The organism is Sandarakinorhabdus sp. (assembly GCF_040398665.1).
Lineage (GTDB): Bacteria > Pseudomonadota > Alphaproteobacteria > Sphingomonadales > Sphingomonadaceae > Sandarakinorhabdus.
The window spans coordinates 399,848-417,280 of record NZ_JBBATQ010000001.1; the positions used below are offsets into that span (position 1 = coordinate 399,848).

Consider the following 17,433-nt stretch of genomic DNA (forward strand, 5'->3'; position numbering starts at 1 on the left):
GCACTAACGCTGCTCGCCCATGGTTTTCCACAGAGTCATCAGACTGAAATATTTCGTCCCCCCGCAGCAACGCATGCGGCTGGTGGCGGCATGAGCCCGGCCAGCACCGTGCCAGACCTGCTGCATCTGCATCTGATCAGCGATTCGACCGGCGAAACGCTCGAATCGGTGGCGAAGGCCAGCCTCGCCCGCTTCGAGGGCGCACAGGCCGTGAAGCATTTCTGGCCGATGGTGCGCAGCGAAGGCCATCTTGATCGCGTCATTGAGGAAATTGCCAAGAAACCCGGGCTTGTCATCTACACGCTGGTCGATGGCGCGGTGCGCGATCGGCTGGAAAGCCGCTGCGCCACGCTCGGCCTGCCGATGGTTTCACCGCTCGATCCGACGATTTCGGCGATGTCGGAATTGCTCGGTCAGGCTGCCACCCGCCGGCCGGGGCGTCAGCATGTGATGGATCAGGCCTATTTTCGCCGCGTGGATGCGATCAACTACACGATGGTGCATGATGATGGCGCCCTGACCAGCCGCGAAGAGCTGGAAGAGGCCGATATCGTGCTGCTCGGCGTGTCGCGGACCTCGAAAACGCCAACATCGATCTATCTTGCCAACCGCGGCTACAAGACGGCGAATATCCCGCTGGTGCCACAATCGCCGCCGCCGCCGCATGTGTGGACGATCGAAGGCCCCTTGCTGGTCGGGCTGACCACAGCGCCTGACCGGCTGCAATCCATTCGCCGCAATCGTCTGCTCAGCCTGGGGCAAACCCCTGACACCGATTATGTCAATGCCGATCGCATCGAAGCCGAAGTGGCCTTTGCCCGCCGGCTCTTTGCCGATCATGATGTGCCTGTGATTGATGTCACACGGCGGAGCATCGAGGAAACGGCCGCGGCGATCATCAATCTCCACCAGGCGCGTGCCGAGCGCATCGCCATTGCAGCGGGCGAGCCGTGATGCTGGTGCTGGCCAGCCAATCCGCGGCACGGCGCGCCATGCTGATCGCCGCCGGGGTGCCGCACCAGGCGTTGCCGGCGCATGTCGATGAGGATGCAATCACCGCCGGTCTGCAGGCCGAAGGTGCGACCCCGCTGCGCATTGCCGATGCCCTGGCCGAAGTGAAGGCGCTGAAGATCAGTCGCCAGCAGCCCGGCGCGCTGGTGCTGGGGGCAGACAGTGTGGCGGTGGCACAGGATGGCACGCTGCTCAACAAGCCGGAAACGCGCGCGCGCGCCGAAGCGCAACTGCGCGCGCTGTCTGGCACCAGCCACCAATTGATTTCGGCGGCGGTGATCTGCGAGGGCGGACAACCGGTGTGGCGCAGCACGGGTTCGGCCAAGCTGACCATGCGCGCCCTGTCCGACGCATTCATCGCCGACTATCTCGATGCCGAAGGCAATGCGGTGCTTGGTTGCGTCGGCTGTTATCGCATCGAAGGGCTGGGCGCGCAGCTGTTCACCCGCGTCGATGGTGACCAGTATAGCATCCGCGGCCTGCCGTTGCTGGCGGTGCTGGATTATCTGCGCGTGCGCGGCCTGTTGCCATCATGATCCAGCCTGCCGTGGCGGGCGTGATCGGCTGGCCGATCGCCCATTCGAAATCCCCGCTGATCCACCGCTTCTGGCTGGGCAAGCTGGGACTTGACGGTGATTACAGCCGCTTTCCGGTGGCACCCGATCGTCTGGGGCAATTTCTGGCGGCGATGCCGGCCATGGGCCTGCGCGGCGTGAATGTGACGGTGCCGCACAAATTGCTGGCGATCCCGCATCTCGCATCAATATCGGCCGGCGCCACGGCGGTCGGCGCGATCAACACGATCCTGGTCGGGGCGGATGGGCAGCTGCATGGTCACAACACCGATGTCGCCGGCATCCACGTGCCGGCTGCGGCGGCCATGGCGGCGCGTACGGTGTTGGTGGTCGGCAGTGGCGGCGCGGCGCGGGCCGGGGTGGCTGCGGCCCGTCAGGCCGGCGCTGCACATTTGTGGCTGCTGGCGCGCAACCAGGTGGAGGCCAGGGCGATCCACACCGCCAGCGGCCTGCCCGGCGGGGTCATGCCATGGGGGGCGCCGCTGCCCGATGGTACCGGCCTGCTGTTCAATGCCACACAATTGGGCATGGTCGGGCAGCCACCGCTTGAACTCGATCTGACGCGGCTTCCGCAGGATGCCACTGTGTTCGATGCGGTTTATGCGCCGTTGGAAACGGGATTGCTCAAGGCCGCGCGCGCGCGCGGGCTGGCCACGATCGATGGCCTCGCCATGCTGATCGGCCAGGCCGCCGAAGCGTTCGCGCTGTTCTTTGGTGCGCCAGCGCCGCGCGCGCATGACGATGAACTGCGGAGGCTGCTGACAAAATGAGCCGTGCCACCATCATCGGCCTCACCGGCTCCATCGGCATGGGCAAATCGACCGTGGCGGCCATGTTCCGCAAACTGGGCGTGCCGGTGTTCGATGCCGATGCCGAAGTGCGCCGCGTGCAAGGTCCGGGCGGCCGTGCGCTGGCGGCGATCGAAGCGGCGTTTCCGGGCACCACCCATGCAGGCGGCCTGCACCGGGAAAAGTTGGGCGCGGCGGTGTTTGGCGATCACGCGCAGTTGCGCCGGCTCGAACAGATCCTCCATCCACTGGTGGCCGAAGCGCAGAGCGAATTCCTTGGCGCGCATCGGCTGAAGCCCGCCATCGTTCTCGATGTGCCCTTGTTGTTCGAAAAGGGCGGATGGCAGCGTTGCCATCTGACCGTGGTGGTCTCCGCGCCCTTCCGCGTGCAGCGCGCGCGCGTGCTGGCGCGGCCTGGCATGACGGCGCAAAAATTCGCCGGCATCCTGAAGGGCCAGATGCCGGACCGCGAAAAGCGCAGGCTTGCCGATGTGGTCATCGAAACCGGGCGCGGCCGGCGCGAAACCTGGTTGGCGGTGAAACGCCTGGTCGCCGGCTTGTAAGGCTTGCCCCGCACCCGCCTGTGGGGGCATAGGGGGTCATGCGCGAGATCGTCTGGGACACTGAAACCACGGGCATCATGCCCGGTGATGGCCACCGTATTGTCGAGATCGGCGCGCTGGAGATGGTGAATCGCTCGCTGACCGGGCGCAGTTTCCACACCTATCTCGATCCGCAGCGCCCCATGCCCAAGGATGCCGAGCGGGTGCACGGCCTGTCGTCAGACTTCCTGACCGGACAGCCCATCTTTGAACAGGTGGTCGACGATTTCCTCGCCTTCATCGGCGATGCGCCGTTGGTTGCGCACAATGCCGCCTTCGACATGGAGTTCCTCAACTGGGAACTGAAGCGGGCGGGGATGCCGATCATCCCGATGGCACGTGCCATCGACACGCTGGAGATCAGCCGCAAGGCCAACCCTGGCGCCAAGCACACGCTCGATGCCCTGTGCAACCGGTATGGTATTGATCTTTCAGGTCGCACCAAGCACGGTGCCTTGATCGACGCCGAACTGCTGGCGCGTGTCTATATCGAGTTGACCGGAGGCCGACAGATCGGATTCGACCTTGCCAGCGACGCAGGCGACGACGACACTGTATACGAGCGGGTGAGTCTTGCCGCGCGTGCCCATGATGCCAGCCCAGAGGAGCTGGCCCGTCACGCCGCGTTCGTGAGCGGCCTGAAAGACCCGCTCTGGCTGTCGTGACCCTATTCAGGGCCTGTCAGCAGCACGCGAGGAGAATATACAATGGATATTCGCATTTCCGGCCACCAGGTTGATACCGGGGCGGCCTTTGCCGAACATGTGCGCGAACGCCTGACCGCAATGGCGGAAAAATATTTCCCGCGCGCCCTGTCCGCCCATGTCACGCTCGGCCCGGCGCCGCACGGGCATTTTTCCTGCGATATCGTCATGCACGTGATGGCCGATCTGATCCTGAAGGGCACGGCGCAAGCCAATGGCGCGCACGCGGCCTTTGATGCCGCTGCCGAACGCATCGACAAGCAGTTGCGCCGCTACATGCGCCGGCTGAAGGATCGTCATTCGCCGGCCGCCGCGCGCGACGTGCCGCCACTGGCCGAACTGCCACCGCTCGACAACGCCGAATACAAGATCTTTGCCGGATCGGACGATGATGCCGAACCGGCCGGCGATGCCCCGCTGATCATCGCCGAAACCCGCGTCGATATCCCGACCGCTTCGGTGGGCGATGCGGTGATGATGCTTGATCTGCGCAACACCACCGCCTTGCTGTTCGTCAACAGCGCCAGCGGCGCCCACAACATGGTCTATCGCCGCGAAGATGGCACCATCGGCTGGGTGGAGCCGCGCGTTGTGAACGTTGCGACCGCCGCGCCGCCGCGCCGCGCCGTGGCCGCCGGTTGAACGCTGTCCACATGCCATATAGTGGTCTGGGTACCGGCTTTGCCGGGCTGGTGGTGGCGGACGGGGTGTTCCCGGCGCTGGAGGCCTTGTCGCGTGACGCCGCGCTGCTGGCGCTGGCGCGGGCCGCCGCCGCTCACACCGACGCGCCAGCATCGGCCCTCCAGGCCATGTTGGTGGCCCGGGAAGCCGCGGCCAGCACTGGCGGTGGCGGCGGTGTCGCCATCCCGCACGCGCGGCTGCCCGGTCTGCCGCGCTGCATCGTGCTGCTGGCGCGGCTGCCGGTGGCCGTCGATTGGCTGGCGGTGGACGGCCAACCGGTCGATGTCCTGGTGCTGCTGCTGTCGCCAGCCGAGGCCGACGTCGATCATCTGAAGGCGCTGGCGCGGATCGGCCGAACGCTGCGCCATCCCGAAACCCTGCCGGCGCTGCGCAGCGCCCGCACGGCCGCGGCCATGCTCGCGGCGGTGTCGCTCGAATCTGTGCCGGTCGTCTGAGCCGGTGGACGCGCTGCCGCGGCTGGCCAGCCGCTTCAAGATTGATGCGCTCCGCCGCCGGGTGAGTGCGGCAGGCGGCTTTGCCACGGTGCTGGCGCACGGCGACGATGTGGCCGGCGCCATCGCCGTGGTCAGCCGCGATGGCGGCCGGGAATGCCTGCTGGCAGCCGTGCTGGCCGTCAGCGGCGCCTATGAATTTGCCGAATTGGCGAGCGGCGATGCGGTGGCGCCGTGGATCGAACGGGCGCGGGGACGTGACCCGGATTTGTGGGTGATCGAACTGGATATCCCGCAGGCAGGGCAGTTCGTCGCCGAAATGCTCACCGGTGCTTGAAGCAATCAGCGCCCCACGCTCAAACTGTGTCCATGGTTGCATCGGCTCTTCAATTTCTGGCGCGGCGCGGCGTGCAATGCGCAGCCCTGATCGTGATGGCGCTTGCCGGCCCGGCGCTGGCCGATACGACTTTGCCGATCCTGCCGGCCGATGATGTTCGCGTTGTGGTGGCGTCTGCCGATACCGGTGGCTCCTCAACCGGTCTGCCGGCCCTGGTGCAGATGGCCGCTGCCGATCCGCAACTCGCCGCCGCCGAGCCGGCGGAACTTGATTGCCTGGCCACTGCGGTTTGGTTCGAAAGCCGCGGTGAAACGCTGGAAGGTCAGTTGGCCGTCGCCCAGGCCGTGGTCAACCGTGCCCGCATCGGGCGGTGGGGCAAGAATATCTGCGGCGTGATCAAGGCGCCGCGCCAGTTCAGTTTCAACGCCGCGCAGGTCAAGCGCAGCACGACCACTTTCACCACGGCCATGGCCGTCGCCCGCATCGCCGTCGCCGGCCTTTGGCACGACATGGCAGCAGGTGCGCACAGTTTCCACGCCGCCCGGCTCAGCCCCCGCTGGCGCCTCACGCGCGTTGCGAAGATCGGCAATCACGTCTTCTATCGCTGAGCTTGCCGTTCCCGCTACGTTCTGGCAGACCCCCATCTATGGGGCATGAATATACGGCGACCGATGTGCTGCGCGGCACCTGCCGCTGGCTACTGCGCGCCGGCATCAGCCCGCTCGCCGAGGTGCCGTTGGCCGGCGGCCGCCGCGCCGACATATTGGGCATCGATCCGGCCGGGCAACTGACCATCGTCGAAATCAAGGTCAGCCTCGCCGATCTGCGCGGTGATCGCAAATGGCCGGATTATCTCAATCATTGTGACCGGTTTTTCTGGGCGGTGCCGGCCGGCTTGCCGCTGGATGATCTGCACACACCGGCGTTCAGGCCCGACGTGACCGGCCTGATCGTGGCGGACAGCTATGACGCCGAACAGCTGCGCGCTGCGCCGTGCCGCCCGCTCAATGCGGCGCGGCGCCGGGCGATCACCGTGGCGCTGGCCCGCCGCGCCGCCAATCGCTGGCTGGGCCTGGTCGATCCGGAAAGCGCCCTGCTCGGCTACGATTGACGGCCGCCGCCGCCGGCGATCCAGTCCTTCACCTTGGCTTCCAGCACGGCCAGCGGCAGTGCGCCGGTGTTCAGGCAGACCTCATGGAAATCGCGCACGTCGAATTTCGGCCCCAGCGCCGCCGTGGCCTCGCGGCGCAGCCGCGCGAAGGTCAGCTCGCCGATCTTGTAGGCGCAGGCCTGGCCGGGCTGGGCGATATAGCGATCGATCTCCACCGCGACATCGCGTGGCGCCATCGAGGTGTTGTCCAGCATACAGGCGATGGCACGATCACGGCTCCAGCCCAGCGCGTGCAGCCCGGTATCCACCACCAGCCGCACGGCGCGCAGCATTTCCATGTCGAGATGGCCGAACCATTGCCACGGGTCGGTGAACATCCCCAGTTCGCGGCCGAGCGATTCGGCATAAAGGCCCCAGCCTTCGGTGTAGGCCGTGCTGCCGCCGCGTTTCAGGAAGGCCGGCAGCGCCTTGTCTTCGTTGACCAGCGTCGATTGGAAATGATGGCCAGGGATGCCTTCGTGCAGGGTCAGCGTTTCCAGCGTCGGAATCGGCCGCGTATCAAGCATGGACATGTTGAAATACAGGATGCCCGGCGACACGCCATCGGGTGGCCCGGCCCGATAATATCCGGTGCCGCGCTGGCCGCCCAGCCCCGGCAGGGGTGCCACCTTGAACGGTGCCTTCGGGCGGGAATGGAACAGGCGCGGGATCCCCAGCCAGATGCGGGATTCAATCTCGGCAAACCGGCCCAGCAACTCGACTTCCGTCTTGCAATAGAAGCGCGGATCGGTGCGGACATGTTCGAACAGCGCCTTCAGATCGCCGGCAAAGCCCAATTGCCCGCGCACGCTTTCGAATTCGGCGCGAATGCGGGTGACTTCGCGCAGGCCCAGCGCATGGATATCGGCGGCCGCCATCGGCAGCGTGGTGTGGCGCTCCAGTTCGAACATGTACAGCCGCAGGCCATCCTTGATGCCCGATCGCCCCGGCGTGGCCGGTGTGCGCGCCAGATAGGTGCCGCGCAGATATTCCAGCCAGCGCGCATAGGCCGGGAGCACGGTGCCGGTCACCATGGTGCGATAGGCGGCCGTCCACTGCTCCTGATCGGCAGACAGCGCCGGCGGCAGGCGCTTGATCGCCCCCATGAAGGCCGTGTCGTCGGGTGCCTGGGCCAGCTGCGCCTCAACCTGGCGGATGACGTTCTCCACCAGCACCCGCGGCTGGATGTTACCGCTGGCCAGGCCTTCGCGCAGGCGCACCAGCGCCATGTCCATATGGCCGGCAAACAGCCGCAGCCGTTCCAGCCCGTCCTGATAATCCGCCGACGTTTCGAACAGCGCACCGGCGCCGGACACATAATCCGGCAATTCAATGTGCAGGCCGAAACTCGGGTTCAGCGCCAGTTGCCGCTGGATCGCGAACAGGCCGGAACTGTGGAAGGCAATCGTCTGGTTCAGGCTGCGCCCGAACACATCATAGGCGATGCGCTCGGCCGGGGTGAGGGCGCCGCGATCGATGCGGGCCAGCGCCGCCGCCGCACTGCGCTTGTTGGCTAGGGTCGTGGCGGCCCACGCGTCCGTCAGCGGATCGATGAACACCGGCTGGCCGGCTGGCCGGCGCTGCCCCGGCGGGCCATTGGGTGCCAGGGCTACATCATCGGCCGCCGCCCGCGCAATCAGCGCGGCAAAGCGCGATGATGGCGTGTCGGCGGCGGCCAGCGCCGGAGCGACGGGAACAGCGGCCAGCAGGCCCAGGGCGGAGCGACGGTTCAACATGCCTGCATCCAACCAGCTTGGTGCAGGATTGCAAGGGGGCGGTTTACTTGGGTGAGCGTTTGGCCAGGATGCGCTGCAAGGTGCGACGGTGCATCTTCAACCGGCGTGCGGTTTCGGAAACGTTGCGCTCGCACAGTTCATAGACACGCTGAATATGTTCCCAGCGCACCCGATCCGCCGACATCGGTTCCGGCGGGGCTTCCGGGCGGGCACTGCCATCGGCGGAAAGGGCGCGAACAATGTCTTCCGGGTCAGCCGGCTTGGCGAGATAATCGATCGCGCCGGCCTTCACGGCCGCAACCGCCGTGGCAAGATTGCCATAGCCGGTCAGCATCACGATGCGCACATCCGGGTTGGTTGCCCGCATTTCCGTGACCAGATCGAGGCCGTTGCCATCCTCCAGCCGCATGTCGACCACGGCATGGCCAGGCTTCAGCCGTGCGGCTTCAATGCGCGCTTCGGACAGGCTGCCCACCGCCGTGACGGCAAAGCCCTTGCGCGCCAGCAACACGCCGAGACGCTGGCGGAACGGGGCATCATCATCGACCAGCAGCAGCGGACGGGTTTCGGGTTCGGGCGTACTCGCCATCAGTTGGGCTCCTGTTGTGCCACAAGGTTTTCACTAACCTCAAACTCTTCGCGTGGCCAGCGCACGTCCACGCGCGCGCCGCCTTCGGGTCGGTTGGAGAAGGACAGCCGGCCGCCTGTCCGTTCAATCAGCGTGGTGGCAATGAACACGCCCAGACCGGTGGAATTGGATTTGGACCGCGTCGGGCCCAGGATGGGCTCGCCCAGCCGCGGCAGCAGATCGGGGGGAAAACCGAAACCATCATCCAGCACCGCAACGCGGATTTCGGAGGGCGTGATGATGGTTTCGATGCGCACTTCCGTGCCGGCATGGCGCGCGGCGTTGGACACGAGGTTGTTGAAGGCGTGCAGCAGTTCCGGCGATCGTTGCACCAGCGGTTGCGGCTGCGATGCCACCACATGCACCGGCACGCGACTGGGCTTCACGCTTTGCGCCACCTCGTGCAGCAGCAGATCGAGGGTGAGCGTGGCGAACGGATCTTCGGCTTCGGCGCGGGTGGCGATGCCCTTCATGATGCGGCGGCTGCGCGCGGCTTCGGCGGCCAGCAGGCGGATATCCTCGCCGAAATCAGGATCATCGCCCAACTGCTCTTCCAGGCTGTGGGCGATCAGCGAGATGGAGCCGAGCGGCCCTCCCAGTTCGTGCGCCGCCGCCGCCGCCAGGCTGCCGAGCGCATTCATGCGGGCTTCGCGAGTCAAGGCGGCTTCCGTGGCAACCAGCGCCCGGGCGCGGTCGCGGCTTTCGGCGGAGACCATCCACAGATAAACGGTGAGAAAGCCGATGGCGAGCGCATAGGCGATCACATCGCCAAAGCGGTAGATCAGCGGAAATTCCGGTGGCGGCCCGAGCCAGGGCAGGGGTTGCGCCCCGAACCACAGCACCGCCAGCACCCCAAAGGCCAGCGCCACCAGCGGCGCCATATCCTTGGCGGTCAACAAGGTCGCCGCGATGGTGACCGGCACGATCAGCAGCAGCGCGAACGGATTGGCCAGCCCGCCCGTGAGAAACAGCAGCACGCCGGCCTGGATCAGATCGAAGGCCAGATGCAGCGCCAGTTCGCGGCCGGTCATCCGGTCATTGCGTCCGTACAGCGTCGACAGGCCGAAATTCAGGATGACCGACGCGGCCACTGCGGCCAGCAGCGATCCCCACGGCAAGGGGTAACCAAAGCCCATCCCCACCACCAGAAGCGTGGCGAACTGGCCCAGGATCGCAATCCAACGGATCGCCGCCAAGGTGCGCACGCGTACCCCGGGCCGATCGAAGGCCGCTGCTGCAATGGACGGACGTTCCATTGCCATCGCCTAAACCCCCAAGACCGCTGCGCCCATGCGGCAGATTGTATGCGACAATTGCGCCCGCCGTACAGGATGTTTACAGCGACGGCCCCTGCACGCGGCCGCTGGGCTTGGCCGGAATGTCCTTGAACAATTTGGCGATTGCGCCGGCGCGGACATCATTGTCTGCCGCGATGCGTGGCGAAATCCCGCTGTTGTCGGCAATATCGGGATTGGCACCGGCCTCGATCAACGCCTTGGCCAATCCCAGATCGCGTGCCTGCACCACCTTCAGCAAGGCGGTTTCGCCCAGCCGATTCTGCGCATTCACCTGGGCCTTCAGGCGGATCAGCGTCGATGCGCCGTCGTTCCAGCGGGTGATGGCCGCCAGGATCAGCGGGGTATTGCCTTCGCGATCCTTCACATTCAGGTTGGCGCCCTTCTGATACAGCAGCCCCAGCCAGCCCAGATCGCCGCGCCGCGTCACGATGTGCACTGCTGCTTCGCCAGTGTCATTGTCGCGGGTATTGACCACGGTGGTGCCGGGCTTGTCGGCCATCTCGATCGCCTTGTTGACGTCGCGGTCCCGCACGGCCTTCAGGAAATTATAGCTGTCGGAAAACTGCGCAGCGGCCGGGCCGGCCAGCGCCAGCGCCATCAGGACCGCCACCAAATGTCTGATCATCGACAAGTCATCCCCACATGCTTAAGGCCTTGCCAGCATGATTGGGCATAACCTTTCGAACCGGCGATGAACAGGGGCAAGAATCTGTGGCTGGTGCTGGGCCTCGCGGTGGCGATCGCCGCAGGCCTGGGCTGGATGCGGTTTTCCAGCCCATCACTGCCGGCCGGCAATCTGGCCGGCGCCAGCCTGGGCGGGCCGTTTGCGCTGGTTGATCAGAACGGCCGCACCGTGCGCGACACGGATTTCGCGGGTCGATATCGCCTGATCTATTTCGGCTATAGCTTTTGCCCGGATATCTGCCCCACCGATCTGGCGCAGCTTGGCCGCGGCTTGGCTTCGTTCCAAGCGCAGGACGCAGCGCGCGCGGCCAAGGTGGCGCCGATCTTCATCACCATCGATCCGGCGCGTGACACGCCGGCAATGCTCAAACCCTTTGTCGCCGCATTCCATCCCCGCCTCGTCGGCCTGACCGGCACGAGCGCCCAGATCGCAGCCGTCACCAAGGCCTACGGCGTCTATGCCAAGCGCGTCGACACGGGCGATGCGGAAAACTACCTGATGGATCACAGCGCCATGGTCTATCTATACGGTCCAGAGGGTCAGCCAATTGCTTACCTCGACCACAAGGGGTTGACCGCTGAACTGATCACCCGGATGCTGGCCACCTATGTCCGATAGGCCGTCAGCCAAGCCATTTTGGGAAACCACGCCGTTCGCGCGCATGAGCCGCGCGCAATGGGAAAGCCTGTGCGACGGCTGCGGCAAATGCTGCGTGCACAAGCTGGAGGATGAGGACACGGGCGAGGTGTTTCCCACCAATGTCTGCTGCACCTTGCTCGACACCAAAACCGCCCAATGCCGCGATTATCGCAACCGCAAGGCGCTGGTGCCGGATTGCGTGCGGCTCACCCCCGCCCGCCTTGATGAACTGGATTGGCTGCCGGAAACCTGCTCCTATCTGCGCGTGCATCGCGGCCAGGGGCTGGCGCCGTGGCACCATCTGATCACCGGCGACCGCGAATCCATTCACCGCGCCCGTGAATCCGTGGCGGGCCGGGTGATCAGCGAGGATCATATCGGCGATCTGGAAGATTATATCCTCGAGAAGCCGTTGTAGGCTTGGCCATGCTGCGCTGGCGTCGGGCGGAATTGCCAACAGAGCTGAACGTTGCCGGGCGAACTGTGCCGGTGGTGCTCACCCGCCGCCCCAGCCAGCGCGCGGTGCGGCTGCGGGCCAGCGCCGTGGCCGGGCGCATCGAAATCAGCCTGCCGACGCGCGGCGGCGAAGACATTGGCGCGGCGCTGCTGAAATCGCACAGCGCCTGGATCGAGACCCAGGTGGCGCGCTGGCCGCGGCCGATTCCCTTTGCCCCCGGCTTCATCATCCCGATCGACGGCGAACCGGTGCTGATCGATTGGCAGGAAGGCCATAAACGCATGCCCCTGTTGGCCGATGGCAAGCTGCAACTGGGTGGGCCTTTGCCATTGCTGCCCGGCCGCATCGAACGTTGGCTGAAGGCGCGGGCGCTGGCCGATCTGGACGCGATGACGCAAGGGTTCGCGGCCCAGCTGGCGCGCAAGGTCGCGCGGGTCAGCGTGGGCGACACCACCAGCCGCTGGGGCAGTTGCGCGGGTGCGTTGCGCCCGGAAGGCGCGCGCATCGCCTATAGCTGGCGGTTGATCATGGCCCCGGCCTGGGTGCGGCGATCCTTGGCGGCGCATGAGGCCGCGCATCTGGTCCACCAGAACCACTCACCGGCCTTTCACGCCCTTAACCGTCAGCTCGATCCGCGCGCGGCCGAAGCGCGGCGCTGGTTGGCCCGCCATGGCGCGGCACTCCACTGGGTGGGGCGGGCCGATTGAACAATCTGTCCTCCCAACGTTAGCGATTGTCAATGTCATGATATAGTATTACAATCCGCTCCGGTTCTGCGGAGGACATTGCCTTGCTTTCATGCCTGCTCCTGGCACTCGTGGCGTCCGGGCCTGCCACTTCAGCCTTGCCCCTGGCTCCGGAACTGCCCGCTGCAACTGGTGCGCGCGCCGGCGAAAATGCCGTGCGCCAGGCTGGCGATGCCTTTGGCACCGCGGTCGGCCGTGAGGAAATCGGCCTTTACGGCAGTTCCGAAGTGCGCGGCTTTTCTCCGGTGGCCGCTGGCAATGTGCGCATTGATGGCCTGTATTTCGACAGCGTGTGGCTGCCCAACCAACGGCTGCGCACCACAACCACCATCCGCGTGGGGCTCAGCGCACTCGGCAGCCCGTTTCCAGCCCCGACCGGCATTGTGGATTTTGGCTTGCGCTCACCAGGGGACAAACCCGCCGCCAGCCTGCTGATCAGCATCAACCAATGGGGCAACCGTTCGGCGGAGATCGATGCGGCCGTTCCGATCACACCGCGATTCAGCCTTGGGTTGGGCGGCGCGTTGTTTGGCGATGAATTCTACAATGGCACGGGCGCCCATTTCCAGCAGGGCGCCGTTACCGCGCGGTGGACACCCACCGATCAAATCACCATCCGGCCCTGGCTGGCAATCAGCCAGGGCGTGGACGAAACCGGGCCGATCTACCTGCCGGCGGGTGCCCGCCTGCCGCCGCGCCTGCCACGGCGACAGTTTTTCGGCCCCGCTTGGCCGCGCTATCGCGGCACCGCGATCAATGCTGGTGCCATCGTCGATTGGCAGGCCAGTTCAATATGGTTGCTGCGCGCCGGCCTGTTCCGCAGCCTGTTCGACGATGCCCGCAGCTTTTCGCATCTGCTTACAGATGTGCAATCGGATGGCAGTGCGCGCCGGCTGATCATCGCCGATCCGCCGCTGCTGTTCGCCTCCACCAGCGGCGAAGTCCGCCTGTCGCGCACCATCGGTGATGGCCCGCGCACGCATATCATTCATGCCACGCTGCGCGCACGGGCTGGCGATCGGCGGTTTGATGGATCTGATCTGATTGATCTGGGCGTTACCACCATCAACAGTACGGAAACCCGCCCAGCACCGGGCTTGACCTTTGGTGAGCAACAGCGCGATCGCGTGCGGCAATGGACAGTGGGTCTGGCCTATGAAGGCCGATGGCAGGGCGTCGGCGAACTGTCTGTGGGCCTGCAGCGCAGCGATTATTCCAAGCGCATCGGCTTGCCTGGCCGCCCGCCCGTGGCGACTGATGCCACGCCCCTGTTGGTCAATGTGGCGGCCGCGGTTGCGGTCAATTCCACGCTCAATGTCTATGCGGGCTTTGTCACCGGGCTGGAGGAAAGCGGAATCGCGCCGGAAAATGCTGCCAACCGCAACGAAGCCCTGCCCGCCATAACCACTCGGCAGTTTGACTTCGGCCTGCGTTGGCAGATCGCCAGCATGCGCGTGATCGCCGGCGGCTTTGAAGTGCGCAAACCTTATTTCAATCTCGATCCGAACAATCGTTTCACGGCCTTGGGCGATGTCATCAACCGTGGCATCGAAGCCTCCATCTCCGGGCCGATCATGCCCCAGCTCAGCCTAGTGGCCGGCGCAGTGCTGCTTGAACCGGTGGTGAGCGGCGATGTTGTTGCGCGCGGGCTTACTGGCCCGCGACCGGTGGGGGCCATCCGCCGCCGGATCGAGGCCGGTGCCGATTGGCGGCCCGGCTTTGCGCCTGGACTGTCGTTCGACATCAACGTTGCTCACGCCAGCCGCCAGACTGCCACCGTGGCCAATGATGTGAATATCCCGACCCGCACCCTGGTTGATGTGGGTGCGCGTTATGCCTTCAAACTGGCCCGCAACCCCTCTGTCTTGCGTGTGCAGATCACCAACATTGCCGATTTCCAGGGCTGGGAACTGCGCGGCGCGGGCGCTTACGATCTGATTCAGGGTCGGCTGGCCTCTGCCTATCTCACTGTGGATTTCTAGGCGGTGAACGCATGATGATTTGCCACCCAAACAGAAATTCTACAGCATATGCCCCAGCCAGGCGGCGATGGCGGTGCCGAAATCCGGCTTGGTCACCGCGCTCATGTGATTGCCGGGGATTTCGACGAGCGCGGCGTCGGGCAATTCCATGGCCAGCGCCGGGGCCGAGCCATTGTCGCGATCGTCCCGCCCGCACAGAATGAGGGCGCGCGTGTCGATTGTGCGCAGTGTTTCGATGGGCGTCGATTGCTGGCTCTTCAGCAACAGGCTGACCGCGGCACGATCGATGTTGTTTTGCCGCATGAAGGCGGCGGCAAAGGCCTCCGGGCTGCCGGATGGCCAGCCATCGGGTTGGGCAAGGATCTTCAGGAAAAATTCCGCTCGCTGCGTACCGCCGATCAAGCCTTCCAGCCCCATGCCCGAAATGATCGCCTTGCCCGGCTTCAAACCGCGCGCCAGCAGCCGCACCAGCGTGCGCGCGCCCATTGAATAGCCGGCGATATCGAAATCCGTCAGGCCCAATTGGGCGATCATCGCCTCGATATCCATGGCCAGCACATCCGGCGGATAGGCGGCGGCGTCATGCGGCGCGGCGCTGCGGCCGTGGGCGCGGAAATCCGGCAGGATCACCCGATAACCGGCGCTGGCGATCTCGGCGGCGGCACCATAACGCAGCCAGTTCATTTCGGCCGATGAAAACAGCCCGTGCAGCAGGATGATGGCCCGGCCTTCACCGATTTCGGACAGCGCCAGTTCGGCGCCATCAAAACCGCGATACTGGCCCAAGCTCAACGGCCTTTTTCGGTGCGCGCGGCGGCCACGGCCTCTTTCAGCCGGTCAAAGCCGACCGCGCCCGAAAGGATGCGGTTGCCGATGATATAGCTTGGCGTGCCGGTCAGCCCCAGATTGCGGCCGAGTTCGAGGTTGAGATTCACCTGCGCCTTCAGTTCGGCATCATTCAGTGCCGCCGTGGCCCGGGCCTGATCCATGCCGATACCCTTGACGATGCCCAGCGTGCGCGCCTGGTTTGGACGGCCGGGGCTTTCGAACATCGCATTGTGGAACCCGGCATATTTGCCTTGCTGCGCCGCCGACAGACTGGCCAGTGCCGCCTCGGTGCTGGCCGGGCCGAGCACCGGGAAATCGCGGTAGATCACCATCAGCTGCGGATCTTCGCGCACCAGCCTTTGCACATCGGCATGGCCCTGGCGGCAATAGGGGCAGGCATAATCGAAAAACACCACCAGCTTCACGTCACCCCTGGGATTGCCGGCGATGGCCCCGGCAAACGGCGTTTCGATGGCGCTGCGATTGGCGGCCAGCAGCTTGCGGGCCTCGGCCTGTTCCAGCCGCGCGACGGCCAGGGGGATGATTTCGGGGTGATTCAGAATGTAATCGCGCACGATGGCTTCGATTTCGGCGCGATTGGCGGACGGTGCACCCTGCCCGGCGGCAAAGGCCGCGCCGGTGCCCAAGGCGGTGCCGGCCAGCGCCAACGCCATGCCGGCCGCCATGCTCAGCCGGCGGTTCCAGAAGCCTGTCTTGCTCGCCATGCTTACCTCTTCTTGCGTTTCTGCAGGTCCAGCGCATCGCCGGCGACCAATGTGATGTCGTCGGCCCGGATAAAGTCCGGCGTGCCGGCCGGCAAGCCTGCCCGTGCCATCCGCGCGTTCATCATCGCGCCCATGGCATTGCCTTCCAGGCTGAAGCGCTCCGCAGCCGCCAGCGCGGCGCGCGGCTTGTCGCCGCGCCGGTCATAGATCACGCCCAGCTGATACCAGGTAAAGGGGTTTTCGCGATCGAGGCTGACGGCCTTGCGCAACAACGGCTCGGCTTCGGCTTGCAGTTTCGGGTCTTCACTCGTCACCAGCGCATGGCCGAGCAGCGTGAGGATCATCGGTTCGCCCGGCGCCTGCGCCACCGCCCGGCGCAGCACCGGCAAGCTGTCATCGACCTTGCCGGATTCCAGCAGGATCTGGCCTTCCAGTTCCAGGAAATATGGGTCATTCGGCCCGCTGGCGACCAGCCGTGCCGCTTCGGCCATGGCCTGATCGGGGTGGCCCGACCGGTGCCAGGCATAGGCACGGGCATAGAGCGCGGCCGGCGTGTTGGTGCCTTCCGGATAACGCTGCATCACCAGCCGCGGTTCCTCGACAAAGCCGACCAGCTTGCCCTTGATGCGTTCGAACCGCGCCTGCAACGCCTTGTCGGGCGGTGTATCCCAGGCCTTGTCGCGTTCATACACCGCCAGCAGATTGTTGACGCGCGTGCTCGAAAGCGGGTGGGTGCGGGCATATTCATTGTCTTGGCTGATGGCGAGGCGATATTCCATGCCCTGCAATTTGCGGAAAAACGCGATCGAACCGCGACCGGAAATCCCGGCTTTTGAAAGGAACACCGCTCCGGCCTGATCGGTGCGGCTTTCCTGATCGCGGGTAAAGGCCAGAAAGCGCCCCTGCGCGGCCGCCGTGCCCAGGCCCAGGATCGCCATCCCGGCCTCGCCTGCCCCGGCAGCCACCGCCAGTGCCGCGCCGACCAGCGACAGCAGGGAAATCTTGCTGGCCGGGCCGGCGCCTTCGCCAAAGCGCACGTTGTGCCCGGCGGCGATATGGCCAAGTTCATGGGCGATCACGCCCTGCAATTCGTTCACATTGTCGGCCGCGATGATCAGGCCGGAATGAATGAACACATTCTGCCCCCCGGTGACGAAGGCGTTGATGCTGGAATCGCCAACCAGCACGAATTGCACATTGCGCGGCTCCAGCCCGGCGGCGAGCACCAGATCCTTGCTGATATCGCGGAAAAACGCCTCGGTCTCGGCATCGCGCAGAATCGATTGCGCCGCCGCCGGGCGCGGCATCGCCAGAACCAGCATCGCGAACAGGGCAAGGATTGCGCGCATGGTCACGCCCTTGCCTAGCACAGTTGAACGGTGGGTGAAGCGGGGGGCAGCCGACCGACG

General features: G+C 65.5%; 21 protein-coding genes. 14 read left to right on the forward strand and 7 right to left on the reverse strand.

Annotation, left to right across the window (positions count from 1 at the left end; genetic code table 11):
- Positions 1 to 90 precede the first annotated feature (90 nt).
- Genes ABWP22_RS01880 through ABWP22_RS01925 form a run of 10 tightly spaced genes read left to right on the forward strand, consistent with a single transcriptional unit; the run spans position 91 to position 6,261 of the window.
- Positions 91 to 954 carry a pyruvate, water dikinase regulatory protein gene (locus ABWP22_RS01880; protein WP_353198226.1) on the forward strand — a complete coding sequence of 288 codons (864 nt, stop codon included), beginning with the start codon at positions 91 to 93 and terminating at the stop codon, positions 952 to 954.
- Positions 954 to 1,547 (forward strand): Maf family protein, encoded by a 594-nt coding sequence (locus ABWP22_RS01885; RefSeq protein WP_353198420.1) that lies wholly within the window; start codon positions 954 to 956, stop codon positions 1,545 to 1,547. The genes ABWP22_RS01880 and ABWP22_RS01885 overlap by 1 nt, the downstream gene beginning before the upstream one ends.
- Complete coding sequence (locus tag ABWP22_RS01890; RefSeq protein ID WP_353198227.1) at positions 1,544 to 2,356, forward strand: shikimate dehydrogenase family protein; 813 nt, start codon at positions 1,544 to 1,546, stop codon at positions 2,354 to 2,356. The genes ABWP22_RS01885 and ABWP22_RS01890 overlap by 4 nt, the downstream gene beginning before the upstream one ends.
- Positions 2,353 to 2,937 carry a dephospho-CoA kinase gene (coaE, locus tag ABWP22_RS01895; RefSeq protein ID WP_353198228.1) on the forward strand — a complete coding sequence of 195 codons (585 nt, stop codon included), beginning with the start codon at positions 2,353 to 2,355 and terminating at the stop codon, positions 2,935 to 2,937. Before ABWP22_RS01890 ends, coaE begins: the two co-directional genes overlap by 4 nt.
- A 38-nt stretch (positions 2,938 to 2,975) precedes the next feature.
- Complete coding sequence (gene dnaQ, locus ABWP22_RS01900) at positions 2,976 to 3,641, forward strand: DNA polymerase III subunit epsilon (RefSeq protein ID WP_353198229.1); 666 nt, start codon at positions 2,976 to 2,978, stop codon at positions 3,639 to 3,641.
- Positions 3,642 to 3,683: 42 nt separating this feature from the next.
- Positions 3,684 to 4,322 (forward strand): ribosome hibernation-promoting factor, HPF/YfiA family, encoded by a 639-nt coding sequence (gene hpf, locus ABWP22_RS01905; RefSeq protein ID WP_353198230.1) that lies wholly within the window; start codon positions 3,684 to 3,686, stop codon positions 4,320 to 4,322.
- A gap of 11 nt (positions 4,323 to 4,333) precedes the next feature.
- The gene (locus ABWP22_RS01910) at positions 4,334 to 4,816 is read left to right on the forward strand and encodes a PTS sugar transporter subunit IIA (RefSeq protein WP_353198231.1); all 483 of its coding nucleotides are present in this window, start codon (positions 4,334 to 4,336) and stop codon (positions 4,814 to 4,816) included.
- A 4-nt stretch (positions 4,817 to 4,820) separates the two neighbouring features.
- Positions 4,821 to 5,150 (forward strand): DUF1491 family protein, encoded by a 330-nt coding sequence (locus tag ABWP22_RS01915; RefSeq protein WP_353198232.1) that lies wholly within the window; start codon positions 4,821 to 4,823, stop codon positions 5,148 to 5,150.
- Positions 5,151 to 5,182: 32 nt separating this feature from the next.
- Positions 5,183 to 5,758 (forward strand): cell wall hydrolase, encoded by a 576-nt coding sequence (locus ABWP22_RS01920; protein WP_353198233.1) that lies wholly within the window; start codon positions 5,183 to 5,185, stop codon positions 5,756 to 5,758.
- Positions 5,759 to 5,796: 38 nt separating this feature from the next.
- Entirely contained in the window at positions 5,797 to 6,261 is a 465-nt protein-coding gene (locus ABWP22_RS01925) for an MmcB family DNA repair protein (protein WP_353198234.1), read from the forward strand.
- Here ABWP22_RS01925 and ABWP22_RS01930 read toward each other — a convergent pair.
- The 4 genes from ABWP22_RS01930 to ABWP22_RS01945 form a co-directional block, all read right to left on the reverse strand.
- Positions 6,252 to 8,036: a DUF885 domain-containing protein gene (locus tag ABWP22_RS01930; protein WP_353198235.1), complete on the reverse strand. Its 1,785-nt coding sequence runs from the start codon at positions 8,034 to 8,036 to the stop codon at positions 6,252 to 6,254. The genes ABWP22_RS01925 and ABWP22_RS01930 overlap by 10 nt on opposite strands.
- A 43-nt stretch (positions 8,037 to 8,079) precedes the next feature.
- Complete coding sequence (locus ABWP22_RS01935) at positions 8,080 to 8,625, reverse strand: ActR/PrrA/RegA family redox response regulator transcription factor (RefSeq protein ID WP_353198236.1); 546 nt, start codon at positions 8,623 to 8,625, stop codon at positions 8,080 to 8,082.
- Positions 8,625 to 9,920, reverse strand: a complete 1,296-nt coding sequence (locus tag ABWP22_RS01940) for an ActS/PrrB/RegB family redox-sensitive histidine kinase (RefSeq protein ID WP_353198237.1) — start codon at positions 9,918 to 9,920, stop codon at positions 8,625 to 8,627. The genes ABWP22_RS01935 and ABWP22_RS01940 overlap by 1 nt, the downstream gene beginning before the upstream one ends.
- Before the next feature lie 79 nt (positions 9,921 to 9,999).
- Positions 10,000 to 10,587, reverse strand: coding sequence for an ankyrin repeat domain-containing protein (locus tag ABWP22_RS01945; RefSeq protein WP_353198238.1), 588 nt, complete (start codon positions 10,585 to 10,587; stop codon positions 10,000 to 10,002).
- Positions 10,588 to 10,653: 66 nt separating this feature from the next.
- Between ABWP22_RS01945 and ABWP22_RS01950 the strand changes: the two genes are divergently transcribed.
- The 4 genes from ABWP22_RS01950 (at position 10,654) to ABWP22_RS01965 (ending at position 14,471) form a co-directional block, all read left to right on the forward strand.
- Positions 10,654 to 11,265, forward strand: a complete 612-nt coding sequence (locus ABWP22_RS01950) for an SCO family protein (protein WP_353198239.1) — start codon at positions 10,654 to 10,656, stop codon at positions 11,263 to 11,265.
- On the forward strand, positions 11,255 to 11,704 hold the full coding sequence (locus ABWP22_RS01955) for a YcgN family cysteine cluster protein (RefSeq protein ID WP_353198240.1): 450 nt from the start codon (positions 11,255 to 11,257) through the stop codon (positions 11,702 to 11,704). Before ABWP22_RS01950 ends, ABWP22_RS01955 begins: the two co-directional genes overlap by 11 nt.
- 8 nt (positions 11,705 to 11,712) lie before the next feature.
- Positions 11,713 to 12,450 (forward strand): M48 family metallopeptidase, encoded by a 738-nt coding sequence (locus ABWP22_RS01960; protein ID WP_353198241.1) that lies wholly within the window; start codon positions 11,713 to 11,715, stop codon positions 12,448 to 12,450.
- A 137-nt stretch (positions 12,451 to 12,587) separates the two neighbouring features.
- Positions 12,588 to 14,471: a TonB-dependent receptor domain-containing protein gene (locus ABWP22_RS01965; RefSeq protein ID WP_353198242.1), complete on the forward strand. Its 1,884-nt coding sequence runs from the start codon at positions 12,588 to 12,590 to the stop codon at positions 14,469 to 14,471.
- 39 nt (positions 14,472 to 14,510) lie between these two features.
- Here ABWP22_RS01965 and ABWP22_RS01970 read toward each other — a convergent pair whose 3' ends face one another.
- Genes ABWP22_RS01970 through ABWP22_RS01980 form a run of 3 tightly spaced genes read right to left on the reverse strand, consistent with a single transcriptional unit; the run spans position 14,511 to position 17,373 of the window.
- A complete protein-coding gene (locus ABWP22_RS01970) occupies positions 14,511 to 15,257 on the reverse strand; it encodes an alpha/beta fold hydrolase (protein ID WP_353198243.1) in 747 nt (248 codons plus the stop codon).
- A 2-nt stretch (positions 15,258 to 15,259) separates the two neighbouring features.
- The gene (locus tag ABWP22_RS01975) at positions 15,260 to 16,024 is read right to left on the reverse strand and encodes a DsbA family protein (protein ID WP_353198244.1); all 765 of its coding nucleotides are present in this window, start codon (positions 16,022 to 16,024) and stop codon (positions 15,260 to 15,262) included.
- Positions 16,025 to 16,026: 2 nt separating this feature from the next.
- On the reverse strand, positions 16,027 to 17,373 hold the full coding sequence (locus tag ABWP22_RS01980; protein WP_353198245.1) for a M48 family metalloprotease: 1,347 nt from the start codon (positions 17,371 to 17,373) through the stop codon (positions 16,027 to 16,029).
- Positions 17,374 to 17,433 lie beyond the last annotated feature (60 nt).